The following is a 17,067-nucleotide window of genomic DNA, read 5'->3' on the forward strand; positions in this document are numbered from 1 at the left end:
TTCGGCTACTGGGGTGGCTTCTGGGGCGGCGGGTGCTGCGGCCGGGTTGACCAATCTGGCTCATCTCGACTTCCTCGGTGCGGTCGTGACGCCACCGCCGGCCGCCGGACACGTTGCCTATGGCACCGAACCGCTGGGCGTGCTCTGGACGTACGCCGACCATCGGGACGACGGTTCGTATGCCCGGGTCGGCGGTGGCGCTTATGACCCGGCGACCAACACGTACGGGCAAGGAGCCTTCAACGCCGACGACATCGCCCGCGCTGCTGTGGTCTACCTGCGTCATTACCAGCTGCGTCGCGACTCCCACAGTCTTACGGCGGCTCGTGGATTGCTGCGTGGGTTGACGTTCCTCCAGACCGCTGAGGGTCCTCACGCCGGCAACGTCGTGCTCTGGATGCAGCCCGACGGCACGCTGAACCCGAGTGCTGATCCGCCAGAGCTCCCTGACCCGTCGGACTCCGGTCCGGCGTACTGGCTGGCCCGGACGGTGTGGGCGTTGGGGGAGGGCTACGCGGTCTTCAGGACGATCGACCGTCGCTTCGCTGCCTTCCTGCGGTCACGGCTCGAGTTGGCGATCGCGGCGCTGGAGCGTCAGGTGCTGGTGCGGTACGGGCAGTGGAACATCGTGGACGGCCGACGGGTACCGGCGTGGTTGATCGTGAACGGTGCGGACGCCACGTCCGAGGCTGTGCTCGGCTTGTCGGCCTATGTGCGCTGTGGTGGATCTCCGCGAGCGCGGAAGGCTTTGGCTCAGTTCGCCGCGGGTGTTGCGGCGATGGGCGCCGGCGACACCCGGACGTGGCCCTTCCGCGCACTCTTGCCGTGGGGCGAGTCGATCTCGGACTGGCACGCGTGGGGCGCCCAGATGCCCTCCGCGCTGGCTGCTGCGGCTACGGCGCTGGGGGACCGGTCGCTGCTGGGACCGGCCATCGGTGACGCGGCCGGCTTCACCCCGCTGCTGTTGACCGCGGGTGGACCAGACAACGGCTGGCTCCCCGTGCCGATCGACCGTACCCAGATCGCGTACGGCGTGGACGTTCGGGTGCAGGGGCTGCTCGGAGTGGCTCGCGCCGCGAGTCGCCCTGGGCTCCGCCAGGTCGCGGCGTTCGCAGCAGCCTGGTACTTCGGCGCCAACCGCGCCGGCGAACCGACGTACGATCCCGCGACGGGTCGCACCTTCGACGGTGTGTCCGGTGCAGGCGTGATCAATCGCAACTCCGGTGCCGAGTCCACGATTCACGGGCTGCTGTCCATGCTCGCGCTCGACGAACACCCTGACGTGGCTCGACTGGCTCAAGACCTCGGCGCAGGTGAGCGCAGTGTGTCCGGTCTGGAGTGGGTCGAGGCCGAGGCGGCGGTGCTTGCCGGTGGTGCCGCTGTCGTCACGCCGCCGTCTGCGTGGACCGGTGAATCCCAATGGAGCAACGGCTCCTACGTCTCGCTGCCGCCTTCATCGACCGCGAGCTGGACCGTGAGCGGCGCTGAGCAGCCACGATTGGTGTTGCCTGTCGTCAATCTGCTGCCTGGCGCTGGACGCACGAACTGGAGAGCCGGGTCTGCCGCGCTGGGAGGTGTCGACCACAGCAAGGTGGGGCCGCAGGGCATCTCCGCTGCGCCCGGTGCGCTGCTTCCCGCCACCCTGCGCGGTGTTCTGCCCGCCGGTGCGACCACCTTCACTGCTGTCGCGAGCGGGCCGTCGGTGCAGCTCGATGCTGTGCTTCTGTTGCCGATGATCTCCTCGCTCCGTCTCGGGCGTGGACTGCTGCTCACGAGCGTCGACGACCACACCAGAGCGGTCGATCTTCCTCAGGCGGCGATGTTCTACAGCTACGACAGCTCAGGTCAGCTGCACTCACGGCAGTACGCCGCACGGGCAGTCGTACTGCCGGGCGGCTTCACCGTCGTCCAGTAGCCGTCATCCCTGCAGGAGAGCGCGTGGTGGTACGCCGGTCAGTGCTTTGACCTCGCGGGTGAGGTGAGCCTGATCGGCGTACCCGGTCTGTGCTGCGACCGTCGCCAGGGTGAGTCCTGTGCGGGCGTGGTCGAGGGCGCGGTTCATTCGGAGTACGCGATCCAGCATCTTCGGTCCGTAGCCGAAAGCGTCCAGGCAGCGCCGATGGAGTTGTCGCTCACTCAGCCCGACGTTGGCGGCCAACGTGGGGACGGCGATGCCTCGGTGGATCCCCTGCACCACTTGACCTATCAGCCGGTCCGGTGGCTCGTCGAACAACCTGACCGCAGCGTCCTCGAGCCCGGCCGCCGGATGGGCGGCCTTGGCGACCCGATCGGCCAGCCGCCTGGCCCGACCGAGTGACCACAACTCCGCGAGCGGGACCCGATGGTCGACTACCTCGCGCGCCGGTACGCCGAGGAAGCCGGGCGCTGTGCCCGGCGCGAACCGGATCGCCGCGCATCGAGCCCCGCGCTCGGAGGATGAGACGTACGCCCTGGTGTCCGGGCCGGCGACGAGGAGCTCGCCTTCGATCCAGAGGAGGTCCATGCAACCGTCCGGGAGAATCCGGTACGCCCCACCGTCCGCCGTACGGGTCCACAGCACGGCGCCGGGTAACCGAGCGGCGCGCTCACGGTACGGGTGTGGTTCGTAACTCACCCTGACAGTGTCCCGCGCCCCACCGACAATTACTGGCTGGGCACGGTCCAGAGGCTGTCGGTCGACACCGTCACCCCGAAGCTACTCGCCAGGTTTGCGTCGCCGTAGGCCGTTCCGTACTTCACCACCAGGTCGACGCGCCAGCCTCCGACGTAAGCGCTGTGTGATTGCCCGTCCAGGTGATCCGCGGACCACTTCTGCACGTCCGGGAGGCCGTTGCCCCCGGCGATCCCCAGGGTGTTGCCCACCAGCTCAGTGAAGGTCTGCTTGGTCGTCGCCGCATCCGCGTCACGCGAGGTGTCGGTGGCTCCGATGATCAGGGTGGTGATACCGCTCGAACCCAGTCCGGCACTGAGAACGGAGGTGCGCCCCTTGCCGTCGCGGAAGCTGCCGGAACAGTCCTCCCGAGCCGCGTCACAGGTGAAGCCCTTGGCGGTCAGGGCGTCGGCAAGCTTGGCCGGCGAACTGGCCATCTCGATGCGCGGGACAGTGAGCGGGTATTTCCCCGACTTGGCCGCGCTCACGGTGGTCCCACTCGCGCCCTCGCGAACGTGGTACCTGCCCCAGGACCCGTCGAACGTGGCGTCGTCGGTCTTCGGCAGGTCGGAGACGGCCCGAGCGACCTTGTCCTGGTCGGCGTCGAACACCACTTCCGAAACCGTCTGCAGTACAGGTGCCAGCGTCACGAACGCCACCCCTTCCTGCTGGCTGAAGGTCTTGAGATTCAGCCCGATGACGGTGCCGCCGTTGTCGTACTGGAAGAGCACCTCGGCCGAGGTCATCCCCTTGTCCGCCCAGCTGAAGCAGCCGGCGCTCCCACCGGCCGCGATCGTGAACCGCACACTGCACTCCAGGCCCTTGCCGGTGAGCGCATCGGTCAGCTCTTTCGCCTGACCTGTGGTCTCGCCACCCGCCTGAGCGACATTCGGCGCCGCCGCAGGCGAACTGGCCGAGCCGCCGTCATCCCCGCGCTGCGCCAGCCACACCACGGCCCCACCAACAATCAAAACCAGCGCCAGCCCCACACCAACCAACACCCCCACCTTCCCTCGCCCCTTAGGCGGCCCGTATCCGGGACCGCCTTGTGGTGGAACACCTTGTGGCGGCCAGGGGGCGGGTGGTTGTTGCCCTTGCCAACCAGTTTGCGGGCCGGGGTAGGGCTGCTGTGGTGGCTGTGGTGGCTGTGGTGGCTGGGGTGGCTGGCCGGTCGGGCCGTAGGACGACATGCTGGGATCCTTCCGGGAAACGCGAGGCGTCCCAGAACATACCGCCGGACGAGGTCGTCGCTCGCGGACCCGACTGCCGGCGGTCAGCTCGCCGGCGGGTACTGCGTCACGTCGATGTCGATCACGGTGACGCCGGTCGGGATGTACTTGACCAAGGCAACGTTCTCACGCACCAGCTCGTCACGGACCGCAGCTCCGGTCCGCCGGTCGATCACGGTGCGCCAGATCTCGTTGCGACGGAAGTACTCCGAGCCGGCCCGGAAGAACCGCTCACCTCGCGCGAACACGCGGTAGGACGAGGAAGTGCTCTCGTCGGCGAGGATCTCGCCTTCCAGATACCGCTCGCCGACGCCCACCTTGAGCTGGAACGTCCGGTCGGTGTCGTTGCGGAACTGCAGATCCACGTAGTTGTAGACGATGCTGCAACCCACACCCCACGGGAGCACGCGGCCGTTGTCGGGGAAGGGGTCGAAGCTGTGTGTCGACCGCTGCGTCACCGTCAGCGGCGAGTGCAGGACCATCCAGTGCAGCAGGTTCGCCAGTTGGCAGATGCCGCCGCCGATCCCCGGCCGCGCCTGGCCGTTGGACAGCCGCATGCCCTTCAGATATCCCTTGCGCCGGGTCGCGTTCCCGACCAGCTTGTTGAAGGAGAACGTCTCGCCCGGCCGGATCACCAGACCGTCCACCTGGGCGCAGGCGAGCTTCAGATTGGTCACCTTGTTGTGCTGCATCCACATCTCGGTCTCGCCGAGCTGCCGGAGCAGCAGCGACTTGTGCCGCTTCACCCGGACGGGCAGGTCCTGGCTCTGCCGGGTCTGCGCGAACGCCGTGTCCGAACGCATCCACTCGATCCGCCGCCGGGCCCGGTGGTACCTGACCGCGACCGGATAGAGCGCGGGGATCCGCTGCGACCAACGCCGCGCCCCCACCCGCGGCAACACCCGGGCAACCTCAGCCGCAGTCAGCTCCGCCACCGCCCCGGAGCCGTCAGCCCGGTCCGACTCCTCGGCCGGCCGGGAGCCCTCGACTCGGCCCGACTCCGCCATCGGCTCGCCCTCAGCCCGGGCCAACTCCTCGGCCAGGTCCAGGGCATTGGTCACGCCGGCTTCGGGTGCCTGCAGGTTTGTCATCGTGATGCTCTCAGTCATTCGTTCCCCCGGAACGGGACACGGTCGATCCCCCTGATCGATCCGGCAAACGCTACGCCCGGCCGTGTACCAGCCAGGTGGCGGCGAGCACACGATCGAGTTGCGCCAGGTATGACGCCACCTCCACCAACCCGGTTCGAATCAATTTCAGCCGAGTTGGAGGGCGGTGCAGATCCAGCGGCCGCGGTGGACCTCGAGCCGGAGCGCGATCGCCCGCGAGCGTTCGCCGTACCGGACGTGCGCGGCGACTTCCGCGACCTCGGTCGCCGGCGTGGAGACGTGCACCGAGCGGACCGCGCTGCGCTCCTTCGAGCCGCGTGCGGTGGCCGTGGTGGTCAGTCCGAGCAGGCGCACCCGACGGTTCAGCTCACCGAAGACCACCGAATCCGTGAACCGGACCAGCTGCGAGATCGGCCGATCCCCGGCCAGGACCTCCGCGACCGCCTGCACCAACTTCGACGCCCACGCCTGCGGATCCGGCAGCCGCGGCCCCGCCGGCACCAATCGCAACGACGGCGCCGGTACGACGTCGCGCTCGAACTCGACCTCGTACCGCAAGGCCAGGGCGCCCTGCGTCATCGGCCCGGTGCGAACGGAGCCCGGGTACGTCGTGCCCGCGACGGCCGGGCCGGCCGACGTCGGATCAGTTTCCGGAAGGGGATGGACGGTGGCGAGGGTTGCGTAGGCACTCATGTCACTTCTCCTGGTGGGTTGGCGGCACGGGATGGCCGGCGGCTGGGATACGCAGCACCTGGCCGGGATAAAGCTGGTCTGGGTCAGGCCCGATCAGGGCTCGGTTGGCGGCGTACCACTGCGGCCAGCGCGCCGCGACGGCCGCGTCGGTGGCATCCGGCCCGAGCTCGGCAGCGGCCAGGTCCCACAAGGTGTCGCCGTACTGGACGACGCGCGTCGCAGGACGCACCGGATGCCCGGACCGCAGATCGGTGTAGCGAGTAGGAGCCCCCACCGTCGGCCGATCCGGCACCCCGACCCGCCCCGCCTTCGGCCGCACCGGCTGCACCGGCCGATCCGGCACCCCGACCCGCCCCGCCTTCGGCCGCACCGGCTGCACCGGCCGATCCGGCGCTCCGACCCGCCCGGCCTTCGGCTGCACGGGTCGTTGATTCGGCTCTGACGGGTGCGCTTCTCCAGTCAGCTGCACGCTCGACGCCTTCTCGACCGCACGCCAGTCGCCCGTCGTGTCGGAGGTGCGCGGTTGCGCTGCCTCGGTCGGTACGGCGGTGCGGTGGTCTTGGGCGTCTGTGGTGCGAAGGGCTCGGAAGTGCTGGTCGGGGTGGGCTGTCAGGCGCGGTTCGTCGGTCAGGGGCACGCTTGAGGGCTTTTCGGTTGCACGCCAGTCGGTCGGAGCAGCGAGGCGGAGTGACGAGGCCGGTTCGAGGGGAGCCCAGTCGGGGTGGGAGGTGTCGGTGGGCGCGGCGTGCGCGACGCCGATGGTGAGTGGGGTCACGGCTGCGACGCCCAACGCGGAACGGAGCAAGGCTCGCGAGGTCTGCGAGGTGATCCGGGCGGCAACCTGCGAGGCGCCGCGCCCGATGACACCGGGTGTTTGCTCGAGAACGGTCGCGAGGACGGCGGCCAGCAGCCACACATAGGCGACCCAGGCAACGGCGCCGACGGTCAGCACCGCCATCGAGGTCAGGTCTTGCGTCGTCGCCGCCTCGATCGAACCAGCCGTCGCCCAGCGCAGCCCAAGCCCCACTGCGGTCAGCGCGGCCAGCGCGAGGAGCCCTTTGAGCCCTCGGATCATCGCGTTCATCAGCTTTGGCCTCTGATCTGTGAGTTTGCTTGAGTTTGCGTTGGTCTGATCAATATAGACCCATGAAGCCGTGCTTTGGCAAGCCGAATCTGTGATCGGGTCGCTACGGAAGGTGAGAGTGACCACGCAGAGTGCCCATGAAGTAGGTTCTGGGTATGCGCTTGGATGCCTTGTTCGAGGACCTGGAGTCGCAGTTCGACGCGCTGCAGGACAGCGATCTGTACGGCGAGGTGGCCGATCGCATCCGCGCCGAAGTCGGCAAGATCACCGTGCTCGACCGGCTTCGCGGCGCGGTCGGCACCGTCGTACGGGTCGAGCTGACGCACGCCGAGCCGGTCGCCGGCACGCTCAGCAGGGTCGGGAAGGACTGCCTGCTGCTCGAAGCCGAGCGCTACGAGGAGTGGCTGATCCCAGTCACCGCACTGGCCGCGGTGCATGGTCTCGGACCGTGGGCCGAAGCAGCCGAAGGCGCGATCGCGGCGAAGCTCGGCCTGGCCCATCTGCTCCGCGGCATCGCCCGGGACCGCTCACCGGTGACGTTGTTCAGCGCGGCCGCTGGAGGGCACCCGGTCACCGGCACGATCGACCGCGTCGGCGCCGACTTCCTGGAGATCGCCGAACATCCGCTGGACGCACCCCGCCGCCGGACCGAGGTCTACAACTCCCGGCTCGTCCCCACCGCGGCCCTCACCGCAGTACGCCGGCGCTAACCCGCTGAGTTGGCGTCTTCGGAAACGTCCGCGTCTTCGCCGAAGGGGTGGGTGTCGATGAACTGTTTGGTCTCGGTGTAGAGCCGCTCGATGTACTTCTCCAGCTCCGACGACTCCACCCGCCACTGGCCGCGGCCGCCGATCTTCACCGCGGGGATGTCACCGCGGCGAACCAGTGCGTACACCTGGTTGGCAGAGATGTTCAGCACCTCCGCGACGTCGGAGAGCTGGAGGAAGCGCGGTGCCGGCATGCGCCGCCCTTTCGGGAAGGAAGTGGACTCGACGAGCTACTTGCTTCAGTTTGCCACGGTTGGCCTCCGGATGAGCCGCTTTGTCCACAGCAGCGGCACTTGTGGATGAAGATCTGCAGAGAACCTGCGGACACGGCAGAATGACGCTCTCTGAGCGCGATCACGCGATGACAGCGAATGACTGGGGAGTTCGAGTGGCCGACAATCCCGCGGTGCGGAGCGGATTCGCCGCACCGTCCATCCCGACCGTGCGGAACCGGCGGGCCCGGTGGAAGGACGGCAGGCTGGTCCTCGGCGTGTTGCTGGTCGCGATCACTGCGCTGGCAGGTGCCAAGCTGCTCGCGTCCGCGGACGACACGACGACCGTCTGGGCCGCCGAGCGCGATCTCCCCGCCGGCACCAAGCTCACCGGCGACGACCTCACCTCTGTCCGGGTCCGCTTCACCAGCAACGAGGAAGCCGGCCGGTACGTCGATGCGACCGCAAACCTCAAGGGCCTCGTCATCGTCCGGTCAGTCGGAGCAGGCGAGTTCGTACCGCGTGAGGCCGCCGTCACCCAGACCGAGAACGACCGCACCGAGTTGCCGCTGTCCATCGCGGCCGGCCGCCTGCCGGGGGACACCGCCGCGGGTGATCAGGTGGATGTCTGGGTCGTCCCCAAGGACGCGGAGCAACCGGCCAAGAAACTGTGGGACACCATCCGGGTGGTCCAGGTCGACACGGTCAAGGGGGTGGCCGGCGGATCCGCGCGTCGGCAGGTCCTGGTCGGCCTCGATCCTGCGGATCTCCCCAAGCTTCCCGCCGCGCTGGCAGCGATGAGCACAGGCGAGCCGGTGCTCGTCCGGCGAGGCCGCTGATGGCCGTACCGCTCCTTCTCGCGGTGACCGGTGCACCCTGGGAGGCAGACGTCGTACGCCGGGCCGAACGCGCTCCTGGCATCCGGATCGTCCGCAGATGTGTCGACATCGCCGATGTGATGGCAGCGGCCGCCAGTGGACAAGCCAGGGCCGTGTTGCTCGCAGAAGACCTTCCACGGTTGACGTCTGACGCGGTCGCCGCGCTGCATTCGCGGCGCATCGCAGTGGTCGCCATGGTCGATCCATCGGACAACGGCGAGTTCGCCGGCGGCGAGGATCGCCTCAGCCGGATGGGCATCGAGCGGATCCTCCCGGCCGACGTCAGTGCCGAGGACCTCGGCCGGGCGATCGTCGACGCGGTCGAGTCGGGCCCACCGGCGACCGTCTCGCACTTCGCCGGCGGGTTCGTGCCGTACCAGGGCGACGCCCCGCCGAGCGAGCCACCTCGCCCGTACGGCGAAGGGACGGGCCGAGTGATCGCGGTCTGGGGGCCAACCGGCGCACCAGGTCGCAGTACGGTCGCAGTCGGGTTGGCCACCGAGTTGGCAGCGCGAGGGATGCCCACCTTGCTCGCCGATGCGGATGTGTACGGCGGGACCGTGGCCCAGCAGCTCGGCATGCTCGACGAAACCTCAGGGTTGGCTGCCGCGGCCCGATCAGCGGGTGGCGGATCGCTCGACGTGACCGTGCTCGCGCGGCACGCACGGCAACTCAGCCCACATCTCCTGGTGCTGACCGGACTCAGCCGCGCCGATCGGTGGACCGAGCTGCGACCGGCAGCGATCGAGTCGGTGTGGCTCACCGCCCGGATGCTCGCCCCTTGCACTGTGGTCGATGCGGGCTTCTGCATCGAAAGCGACGAGGAGATCTCCTTCGACACGCTCGCACCCCGCCGCAACGGCGCAACGCTGGCAACGCTCGAAGAGGCCGATGAAGTCGTAGTCGTCGGTACTGCGGACCCGATCGGCTTGACCCGTCTCATCAGGGCACTCCACGAGCTGCGCGCAGCCGTGCCCTCGGCGAACCCACGAGTCGTGGTCAACCGCCTCCGCTCCGGCCCACTCGGCAACGCGCCCGCGGACGCCGTCGCCGAGGCCCTCAGCCGGTACGCCGGTGTCCAGGCCGCCGCGTTGCTGCCGTTCGACCAAGCTGCCTGTGATGCCGCGACGGCGCACGGGCGCAGCCTGGCCGACGCGGCGAAATCGAGCAAGCTGCGCAAGGCGATGCAAGGGTTCGCAGCCGGGGTTACGGCGGATCTCCTCAGTTGAAGATGGGGGTAAACCCCACCGACAAGCGGCCCGGGATATGCCAGGGTTGACCCCACAAGCACCGTCGGTACGGAGCGCACCGCCAGTAGCTCCGGCACCACGCAGCACCAGGGGAGAAGCATGTCCGAGGTCCAGGGCCGCCCGGCCGGCACCATGAGCACCGAGCGCAGGTACGGCATCGCGATCTCGGTCGCCCTCATCCTCGGCGGCGTGTACTGGGCCTTGACCGGTCTCACCGACGACAGCCGCACGAGCAACGGCTCGTACCAGGTGGAGAACAGCGCGATCACGATCGAGGCGGTCTCGGCTGACGTGGAGTTGCGGACCGGGGACGTCTCCGAGGTGACCGTCAGCAGGAAGTACAACCGGAACCTGTTCGGATCGGATCCGAAAGAGGAGTACAGCGACGGCAAGCTGCAGCTCAAGGACACCGGCTGTGGGTTCCTGTCGTTCGGGTGCGACACCCACTACGAGATCACCGTGCCGAAGGATCTGAAGGTCACGATCGAGAGCAGCAGCGGTGATCTGAAGGTCAGTGAGCTGTCCGGCGGCGCGACGGTACGGTCGTCGTCGGGCAACATCGACGTGGACCACATCGGTGGCCAGGTGACGCTGAAATCCTCCTCGGGCAGCATCAAGGCCGAGAACCTGAGCGCCTCCGCCGTGACCGGGCAAAGCAGTTCCGGAGATGTCGAGCTGACCTTCGACCTGGCTCCGCAGCAAGTCGAGGCGCAGACCAGCTCGGGTGATGTCGAGATCCACCTACCGGACGGCGCCGAGACCTACAAGGTCGACGCCAAGACCAGCAGCGGCGACGAACAGACAACCGTGAAAACCGACCCGGCCTCCGCCCGGGAGATCAAAGCCAGATCGTCCTCCGGCGACACGACCGTCGACTACGACAACTGACACTCACCGCCCATCAGGCCGCCAGCGTTCCGTAGTACGGGGCTTGACCGGGGGAAGGTGGACCGTTTGTCCTGAGTAGTCTTGCGCGCATGTCTGACGACAAGCCCGTGCCACGTGGCCTCCTGGTCGACTGGGGTGGAGTGCTCACTTCCGGTCTCGACGAGGCGCTGCGCCGCTGGGCCGAGCTGGACGGTCTCGACTTCGACGCGTACTACCGCGCGATGGTCGGCTGGCTCGGCGCCAGCCCGGTCGAGGCCGAGGTCAACCCGATCCACGCGCTCGAGCGCGGACAGCTCGCCGTACCGGACTTCGAGCGCAAACTCGCCGCCCTGCTGGTCCGCGAGGACGGCACCAACGTCCCCGCCGAGGGGCTGATCGAGCGGATGTTCGCGCACTTCGAGCACCAGCCGCAGATGTCGGCGCTGATCCGCCGCGCCCGGTCGCTCGGCATCCGGACCGCGCTGCTGTCGAACTCGTGGGGGAACTCCTACCCGCGCGAAACCTGGGACGGGATGTTCGACGAGATCGTCATCTCCGGTGAGGTCGGCCTGCGCAAGCCCGAGCCGGAGATCTTCCTGCTCGCCGCCGAGCGGATCGGGCTCGCCCCGGCCGAGTGCGTCTTCGTCGACGACATGGAGCCGAACATCGTCGGTGCCCGCGAACTCGGCATGACCGCGGTCCACCACACGTCGTACGAGCAGACGCGGCAGGAACTGGAATCGGTGTTCGGAGTAGAGCTGACGTGAGCGTGACCACCACTGTACGAACCACCAACCCGCGCCGGATCGTCATCGGCGTCCTCGTCTGCGCGGCCCTGGTCGCGCTCGGCGCCTGGGCGTACGGGCTGTTCGACGGGATGATCGACCTGCGGGTGTACCGGATGGGCGGCTCGGTGCTGCTCGACCGCGGATCCCTGTACGACGCCAAGCTCGCGGGCTCCGGCTTGCCGTTCACCTACCCGCCGTTCGCGGCGATCGCGATGCTGCCGCTGGCGGCCGTTCCGTGGGGCGTCGCGCTCGTCGCCTGGACGACGCTCTCGGTGCTCTGCATCGCCGCGATCTGGCGGAACAGCCTGCCGGCGTCGGCCTGGGCGTACTTCCCGGAGCGGAAGCGGGTGGTCGTCCTCGTCGCGTTGACGGCCGCGTCGTTGCTGCTGGAGCCGGTCTGGCAGACGCTGCAGTTCGGCCAGATCAACCTGTTGCTGACGGCAATGATCTTGCTGGATCTGATCCGGCCGGCCGGGGCGAAGTGGCGCGGGTTCTGGGTCGGCGTGACGATCGGGGTGAAGCTGACGCCGCTGCCGTTCCTGGCCTTCCTGCTGATCACCAAGCAGTGGCGCGCCTTCCGCAACGCCGTACTGGGGTTGCTGGCCACGATGGCGATCGGGTTCGCCGTGGTGCCGAACCAGTCCTGGCACTACTGGACCGTCGTGATCCGCGACGCGAACCGCGTCGGCGGCCTGGCCTACACCGGCAACCAGTCGTTCATGGGCTTCCTCAGCCGGCTCGGCGACGACTCGTCCTGGGTGGAGCCGACGTGGTTCGTCCTGTCGGCCGTCTTCGGACTCGCCGTCCTGTGGCTGGCCCGTCGGTTCTGGCTGGTGGACGAGCGCGTGACTGCGATTTCCGTGATGGCGCTGGCCGTCCTGTATGCGTCCCCGGTCTCGTGGAGCCACCACTGGGTGTGGATCATCCCGCTCGGGGTCAGCCTGATCCGCGCGGTCAACCGCCAGTGGGGCCTGAACCCGGCGGTCGTCACCGGCGTCCTTTGGTACGGGCTGTTCGTACTGCGGTCGATCTGGTGGGTCCCGTACCGCGACGACCGCGAGCTCTCCTGGAGCTTCTGGCAGTCCATCCCCGGCAACTCGCACCTGATCCTCGGGATGCTCGCCTTCCTGCTCCTGGCTTTCACCAGCCGCAACCTGCCCAAGCCGCCGGTGGCCCATACTGGACGGAACCGATCGGAAGGGGGCAGTGGTGAGTGATCAAGCGTTCGAGCCGTGCCCGGCGACAGATCCGCGGCTGGATCCAGAGGTAGTCGAAGAGCCCGTTCCGGACCTCGGCCATGATTTCGCGTACGACCTTGCGCACGAGGCAGGCGTCGGACGCCCGGCGGAGACTCCCCGTGACGCCGGGCAGCGCGAGGCCGTTGCCACCGCCACGCCGGAGTACGACGGTGACTACTCCTACGACCTGGCCCACGACGTCCCCAAACCGGGCGCCCAGTACTAAGCGGAGAACAGTAGTAGCAGGCCGCCGACCGTGTAGCCGACCATGACTACGAGTAGGGGGAGTTGGCCGGCTAGGGCTTTGTGCCGGGGGAAGAGGGCTACTGCTCGGTCGTGGGCGGAGATGACGCCCATGAGGTGGCCACCGACGACTGCGAGCACCTGGATGACGGCGATGGCCGTGCTGTGGTTGGTGATCGAGGTGTTGAGGCCGAGGAGGCCGGTGCCGAAGATGTTGGCGCCGTTGCTGAGCGGGTCGCTGAGGTAGATCAGGGTCCGCTGGCCTTCGAGGATGAGCAGGGTGAGGTAGTGCGCCACGACGTACCCGAAGGCGATCGGGACGACGGAGTGCGCGAACAACCCCGGCAGCGCAGTACGCGAACTGCTCGACAAGCGCCCGGCCAGCAGCGTCGCACTCGAGTACGTCACCAGCACGAAGAGGATGAAGCAGATCAGCGCCAGTGTGCCGAGGGTCGTCATCGAGTAGTCGGTGTTCTGCGCCCAGCCGATCCACGCCGTCGAGTTCGAGAAGCCGTCGTACGCCGTGGAGCCGAGTAGCGCGGCCACCATGCCGACCAGGCCGGGCTGTGCTTTCAGGCCGTCCAGGTTCTCCAGTGGCCGGCGGATCACCAGCGAGCCGTCCGTACGGCGACCCCACGGGGACAGCCGAGCCATCAGCGTCGCGTAGACCTCGAACGGGTCGGCGGTGGAGAACCAGCGGTCGCCGAACAGGATGGCGCCGAACATGGTGATCACGACGTACAGGGCGAGCCAGCCCTGCAGGACCGGCAGCGTGGCGCGGTCAGGAGCGACCAGTTCGAGCCAGGTGAACGCGAAGATGCCGAGCGCGGCCGGCCACAGTCCAAGCCGCGGCGACAGTTCGAACAGGCCCTTGGACGGCGGCTGACGCAGCGCCTTCGACAGCAGCAGGTGCAGGGTCCGGAGCGGGTTCAGCGTGCGCCAGACCGGGCCGAGCAGCAGCGAGATCGGTACCAGGCCGACCCAGACCAGGATGTAGATGAAGCCGAAGATCGGGTTCGTCAACCGGTCGACGCCGAACATCAGCGCGACCATCGCGTACAGGAAGATCGCCAGCCCGACGATCCGGACGAACCAGCGGAACCCGCTCGAGTCCACCGTCCGTGTGATTGCCTCCGGCAACGGCTTGCCGGAGGCGTTGCCGCGGTACTTCGGATTGCGCCAGGCGAAGCCGAGGATGACGAACGACAGCGCGATCGCCACCGCGGCGCCGCCGACGGCGAGGCCGAACGGAATGGGCAGGTCCTGGCGGCCGCCGATCCCGTGCAGTGGTAGCAGAAGCGGCAGGAGAAGAGGCATCACGGCGGATCAGGAGACGACGAGCTTGGCGACCAGCTTGCCGCTCTTGTGCGTCTCGACCTCGAAGGTGCCCTTCATGTTCGCGGTGAACTTGACCGAGGCCGCCTTGCCCGGAGAGAGCTCGAGCTCTTTGTCGTACCCGTGGATGTGCAGTTCCTCTTCGGTGTCGGAGACCGCGGTGACCAGCACGGTCTGGCCGGCCGCCACCTTGATGCTGGCGCCGCTCGGGCTGACCTTGCCGTTGGCAACGGTGACGTTGATGGTCACGTCGGCCTGGTCATGGGACGGGTCGGCGGTGTTCGACGGCGTGTCCGTCTTCGGCCCACCTGGGGTGGCGGTGGTCGGCGCCGAGGTGGGGACGGACGTCGGGACCGACGTCGGCGTGTTCGACGGGCTGGGGCTCGAACCGCTGTCGGAACCGCCACAGCCGGCCAGGACGAGCATGCCGAGGGCGGGCAGGAGCGCGAGCGCGGTGCCGCGGGAGAGCGTCGAACGCATGAGACGAGGGGCCTTTCACCAGAGATTCAGCTGACTAGGAACAGGGCGGTCGGTGGTCGGGGCCGACAGCTCGCCCTCTTGCCTGACGAACGTGCCAGGCCCAGTGTTCCCGGTATGCACCATCGGTTCTGCCACGATCGCTGAGGGCGACTGCCGCCACGCGGAGCCAGTGTGGCAGGCCAGGTCGCGAGCCGCTGTCGGCGGACCCGGTTAGGGTGACTGCACAAGGAACGACCAGGACAGGGAGGACCCGGATGCCGGACCGGTTGACATCGCTGGACCTCACGTTTCTGAAGGCCGAGAGCGCGGCGACGCCGATGCACGTCGGCACGGTGGACATCTTCGAGCCGCCGGTGCACGGTGACGACGGCTTCGACTACGAGAGCCTGGTCGCGCTGATCAGGGACCGGATCGCCTTCGTCCCGCGGTACCGGCAGCGCATCCAGCAGGTGCCGGGCCGGTTCGCCGGGCCGATCTGGGTCGACGACGAGGACTTCGACCTGACCTTCCACGTACGCCGGTCCGCCCTGCCCCGCCCCGGCACGCATGCCCAGTTGCTGGAGCTGGTCGCGCGGATCATGTCCAGACGCCTCGACCGGGCCCGGCCGCTGTGGGAGATGTACCTGGTCGAGGGGCTGCAGGGAGACCGGTTCGCGATCATCGCGAAGTCGCACCAGGCGCTTGTCGACGGCAACAGTACGGTCGACATCGGCCAGGTAGTCCTCGACTCCACCGCGCATCCCCGCGACACCCCGACCGACACCTGGCAGCCGGCCCACCCGCCGTCCGCGCTCGAGTTGCTCGCCGGTGTGTTCGCCGATGCGACCCGCCACCCCGCCGCGGTGCTGGAGCTGGCACGCGCCGAGATGGCCAGCCTGACCGGATCGACGTCGGTCCGCGAGGTGCTCGGCGACGTGGTCGGTTCGGTGGTCGCACAACGGCACGTCCAGGAGTCGTCGCTGCATGTCAAGACGTCCGGGCAGCGCCGGTTCAGCACGGTCCAGACCGAGCTCGAGGACTACCGGACGGTCCGCGCGATGCACGGCGGCACGGTGAACGACGTCGTACTGGCGGTGGTCGCCGGTGCGCTGCGCGCCTGGATGATGACCCGGGGCGAGTCGGTCAGCCCGACCCGCGGCGTACGGGCTGTGGTGCCGGTGAGCATCCGTGACGACGATGACGAGGAGCCGACCTCGCTCGGCTCCCGGGTGATCGCCTCGACGGTGAACCTGCCGGTCGGGGAGAACTCCCCGGTGATGCGACTGCACCAGATCTCGTACCAGACCAAGGTGCACAAGGACACCGGCCGCGCGGTCAGCGCCCGCTCGCTGGTCGGGATCGCCGGGTTCGCGCCGACGACGCTGCACGCGCTCGCGGCCCGGGTCGCCACCGCGACCGTCCGGCCGATCGACGACGTGGTGATCACGAACGTGCCCGGCCCCCAGTTCCCGCTGTATGCACAAGGCGCGCCGATGCTGGCGTCGTACCCGGTGGTGCCGTTGATGCCGGGGCAAGGGCTGTCCGTCGGCGTCACGTCGTACGACGGCAAGGTCTCGTTCGGGCTGAACGCGGACCGGACCGCGATGCCGGACCTGGTGGTGTTCGCCCAGTGCGTCACCGACGCGCTGGACGAGTTGCTGGACACCACCAAGGGGAGCAGGAACCGTGCTGCGCGCGGCCGGAAGAAACCTCGCACTCCGAAGAAGGCAGGCTCATGAGGGTCTACATCCCGAGCACGTTCCCGCTCCTCGATCTCGCCTGCCACGCGGGCGAGTTCGGCCCGGCACCACTGACCGTGTACGCCGTGACGCCGGCCTTGCGCGAGTGGTACACCGAAGGCGACGACGAGGAGCTCGAGTACGCCGCGATGGCGCAGGCGGCCCGCGCGTCGGTCGGCCTGCTCGCCGCGGACCCGAACGCCCCCCGGCGCCGCGTGGTGGTGGCCTGCGAGGTGAGCGCGATCCCACCGGCCAACGGCACGATGGAACTCGGCGACGCCCAGCTCGAGCTGCACGTGGTGGTGCCGTGGACGGCGGTCGCGGCGGTGCACCTCGACGCGACCAGGGCCGCCGACGTGGTCGGCAAGGCGGCGGAGCTGTGGGAAGCCGCCCGAAACGGCGACGAGGACGCTGTTTTCGCCCTCGACTCGTGCGAGGGTGAAGACCTGCTGTGGTACGCGACGCAGGAGATCCCGGATCTGCTGGCCGCCGAGGGACCGCGGGGAACGAAGGCTTGACGGGCTGA

General features: G+C 68.6%; 18 protein-coding genes. 10 read left to right on the forward strand and 8 right to left on the reverse strand.

All coding sequences use genetic code 11. From position 1 onward, the window contains the following. Nucleotides 1-13: 13 nt before the first annotated feature. The gene (locus tag DIZ26_RS27940; RefSeq protein WP_232828637.1) at nt 14-1,915 is read left to right on the forward strand and encodes a hypothetical protein; all 1,902 of its coding nucleotides are present in this window, start codon (nt 14-16) and stop codon (nt 1,913-1,915) included. Nucleotides 1,916-1,918: 3 nt separating this feature from the next. Here DIZ26_RS27940 and DIZ26_RS27945 read toward each other — a convergent pair whose 3' ends face one another. From DIZ26_RS27945 to DIZ26_RS38010, 5 genes are all read right to left on the reverse strand, one after another. Further along, a complete protein-coding gene (locus DIZ26_RS27945; RefSeq protein WP_232828638.1) occupies nt 1,919-2,614 on the reverse strand; it encodes a helix-turn-helix transcriptional regulator in 696 nt (231 codons plus the stop codon). A 29-nt stretch (nt 2,615-2,643) separates the two neighbouring features. After that, nucleotides 2,644-3,651, reverse strand: coding sequence for a hypothetical protein (locus DIZ26_RS27950; protein WP_157979830.1), 1,008 nt, complete (start codon nt 3,649-3,651; stop codon nt 2,644-2,646). A gap of 272 nt (nt 3,652-3,923) precedes the next feature. Beyond that, complete coding sequence (locus DIZ26_RS27955; protein WP_232828639.1) at nt 3,924-4,988, reverse strand: VanW family protein; 1,065 nt, start codon at nt 4,986-4,988, stop codon at nt 3,924-3,926. A 147-nt stretch (nt 4,989-5,135) separates the two neighbouring features. Beyond that, nucleotides 5,136-5,681 carry an Rv3235 family protein gene (locus DIZ26_RS37570; protein ID WP_157979831.1) on the reverse strand — a complete coding sequence of 182 codons (546 nt, stop codon included), beginning with the start codon at nt 5,679-5,681 and terminating at the stop codon, nt 5,136-5,138. Between the two features lies 1 nt (nt 5,682). Then, nucleotides 5,683-6,765 (reverse strand): LysM peptidoglycan-binding domain-containing protein, encoded by a 1,083-nt coding sequence (locus DIZ26_RS38010; protein ID WP_198676315.1) that lies wholly within the window; start codon nt 6,763-6,765, stop codon nt 5,683-5,685. A 155-nt stretch (nt 6,766-6,920) separates the two neighbouring features. Here DIZ26_RS38010 and DIZ26_RS27975 point away from each other — a divergent pair, with 155 nt between their 5' ends. Beyond that, nucleotides 6,921-7,475, forward strand: coding sequence for a hypothetical protein (locus DIZ26_RS27975; RefSeq protein WP_112246777.1), 555 nt, complete (start codon nt 6,921-6,923; stop codon nt 7,473-7,475). On the opposite strand, the gene DIZ26_RS27980 is transcribed toward DIZ26_RS27975, so the two are convergent. Beyond that, complete coding sequence (locus tag DIZ26_RS27980; protein WP_112246779.1) at nt 7,472-7,726, reverse strand: helix-turn-helix domain-containing protein; 255 nt, start codon at nt 7,724-7,726, stop codon at nt 7,472-7,474. The genes DIZ26_RS27975 and DIZ26_RS27980 overlap by 4 nt on opposite strands. A gap of 194 nt (nt 7,727-7,920) precedes the next feature. On the opposite strand from DIZ26_RS27980, the gene DIZ26_RS27985 reads away from it, so the two are divergent. From DIZ26_RS27985 to DIZ26_RS28010, 6 genes are all read left to right on the forward strand, one after another. Continuing rightward, nucleotides 7,921-8,583 carry an SAF domain-containing protein gene (locus tag DIZ26_RS27985; RefSeq protein WP_112246781.1) on the forward strand — a complete coding sequence of 221 codons (663 nt, stop codon included), beginning with the start codon at nt 7,921-7,923 and terminating at the stop codon, nt 8,581-8,583. Beyond that, entirely contained in the window at nt 8,583-9,851 is a 1,269-nt protein-coding gene (locus DIZ26_RS27990) for an AAA family ATPase (protein ID WP_112246783.1), read from the forward strand. The genes DIZ26_RS27985 and DIZ26_RS27990 overlap by 1 nt, the downstream gene beginning before the upstream one ends. Before the next feature lie 120 nt (nt 9,852-9,971). Continuing rightward, nucleotides 9,972-10,760 carry a DUF4097 family beta strand repeat-containing protein gene (locus DIZ26_RS27995; protein ID WP_112246785.1) on the forward strand — a complete coding sequence of 263 codons (789 nt, stop codon included), beginning with the start codon at nt 9,972-9,974 and terminating at the stop codon, nt 10,758-10,760. Nucleotides 10,761-10,849: 89 nt separating this feature from the next. Next, nucleotides 10,850-11,506: an HAD family hydrolase gene (locus DIZ26_RS28000; RefSeq protein ID WP_112246787.1), complete on the forward strand. Its 657-nt coding sequence runs from the start codon at nt 10,850-10,852 to the stop codon at nt 11,504-11,506. A gap of 2 nt (nt 11,507-11,508) precedes the next feature. After that, nucleotides 11,509-12,744, forward strand: a complete 1,236-nt coding sequence (locus tag DIZ26_RS28005) for a glycosyltransferase 87 family protein (RefSeq protein ID WP_232828640.1) — start codon at nt 11,509-11,511, stop codon at nt 12,742-12,744. Further along, nucleotides 12,737-12,991, forward strand: coding sequence for a hypothetical protein (locus DIZ26_RS28010; RefSeq protein WP_112246791.1), 255 nt, complete (start codon nt 12,737-12,739; stop codon nt 12,989-12,991). Before DIZ26_RS28005 ends, DIZ26_RS28010 begins: the two co-directional genes overlap by 8 nt. On the opposite strand, the gene DIZ26_RS28015 is transcribed toward DIZ26_RS28010, so the two are convergent. Beyond that, nucleotides 12,988-14,325, reverse strand: a complete 1,338-nt coding sequence (locus DIZ26_RS28015) for a hypothetical protein (protein ID WP_112246793.1) — start codon at nt 14,323-14,325, stop codon at nt 12,988-12,990. The genes DIZ26_RS28010 and DIZ26_RS28015 overlap by 4 nt on opposite strands. Nucleotides 14,326-14,334: 9 nt before the next feature. Next, nucleotides 14,335-14,823, reverse strand: coding sequence for a cupredoxin domain-containing protein (locus tag DIZ26_RS28020; RefSeq protein ID WP_112246795.1), 489 nt, complete (start codon nt 14,821-14,823; stop codon nt 14,335-14,337). A gap of 254 nt (nt 14,824-15,077) precedes the next feature. Here DIZ26_RS28020 and DIZ26_RS28025 point away from each other — a divergent pair, with 254 nt between their 5' ends. After that, nucleotides 15,078-16,541: a WS/DGAT/MGAT family O-acyltransferase gene (locus DIZ26_RS28025; protein WP_112246797.1), complete on the forward strand. Its 1,464-nt coding sequence runs from the start codon at nt 15,078-15,080 to the stop codon at nt 16,539-16,541. Then, the gene (locus tag DIZ26_RS28030) at nt 16,538-17,059 is read left to right on the forward strand and encodes a DUF6912 family protein (protein ID WP_112246799.1); all 522 of its coding nucleotides are present in this window, start codon (nt 16,538-16,540) and stop codon (nt 17,057-17,059) included. Before DIZ26_RS28025 ends, DIZ26_RS28030 begins: the two co-directional genes overlap by 4 nt. Nucleotides 17,060-17,067 lie beyond the last annotated feature (8 nt).

The sequence above is a fragment of the Kribbella monticola genome (assembly GCF_003261635.1).
GTDB classification, from domain to species: Bacteria; Actinomycetota; Actinomycetes; order Propionibacteriales; family Kribbellaceae; genus Kribbella; species Kribbella monticola.

Bases quoted from the DNA above. Each gene is read 5' to 3' on its own strand.
- DIZ26_RS27955 (WP_232828639.1), bottom strand. From the start codon at position 4,988: ATGACTGAGAGCATCACGATGACAAACCTGCAGGCACCCGAAGCCGGC.
- DIZ26_RS37570 (WP_157979831.1), bottom strand. From the start codon at position 5,681: ATGAGTGCCTACGCAACCCTCGCCACCGTCCATCCCCTTCCGGAAACT.
- DIZ26_RS38010 (WP_198676315.1), bottom strand. From the start codon at position 6,765: ATGAACGCGATGATCCGAGGGCTCAAAGGGCTCCTCGCGCTGGCCGCG.
- DIZ26_RS27975 (WP_112246777.1), top strand. From the start codon at position 6,921: ATGCGCTTGGATGCCTTGTTCGAGGACCTGGAGTCGCAGTTCGACGCG.
- DIZ26_RS27980 (WP_112246779.1), bottom strand. From the start codon at position 7,726: ATGCCGGCACCGCGCTTCCTCCAGCTCTCCGACGTCGCGGAGGTGCTG.
- DIZ26_RS27990 (WP_112246783.1), top strand. From the start codon at position 8,583: ATGGCCGTACCGCTCCTTCTCGCGGTGACCGGTGCACCCTGGGAGGCA.
- DIZ26_RS27995 (WP_112246785.1), top strand. From the start codon at position 9,972: ATGTCCGAGGTCCAGGGCCGCCCGGCCGGCACCATGAGCACCGAGCGC.
- DIZ26_RS28000 (WP_112246787.1), top strand. From the start codon at position 10,850: ATGTCTGACGACAAGCCCGTGCCACGTGGCCTCCTGGTCGACTGGGGT.
- DIZ26_RS28015 (WP_112246793.1), bottom strand. From the start codon at position 14,325: ATGCCTCTTCTCCTGCCGCTTCTGCTACCACTGCACGGGATCGGCGGC.
- DIZ26_RS28020 (WP_112246795.1), bottom strand. From the start codon at position 14,823: ATGCGTTCGACGCTCTCCCGCGGCACCGCGCTCGCGCTCCTGCCCGCC.
- DIZ26_RS28025 (WP_112246797.1), top strand. From the start codon at position 15,078: ATGCCGGACCGGTTGACATCGCTGGACCTCACGTTTCTGAAGGCCGAG.
- DIZ26_RS28030 (WP_112246799.1), top strand. From the start codon at position 16,538: ATGAGGGTCTACATCCCGAGCACGTTCCCGCTCCTCGATCTCGCCTGC.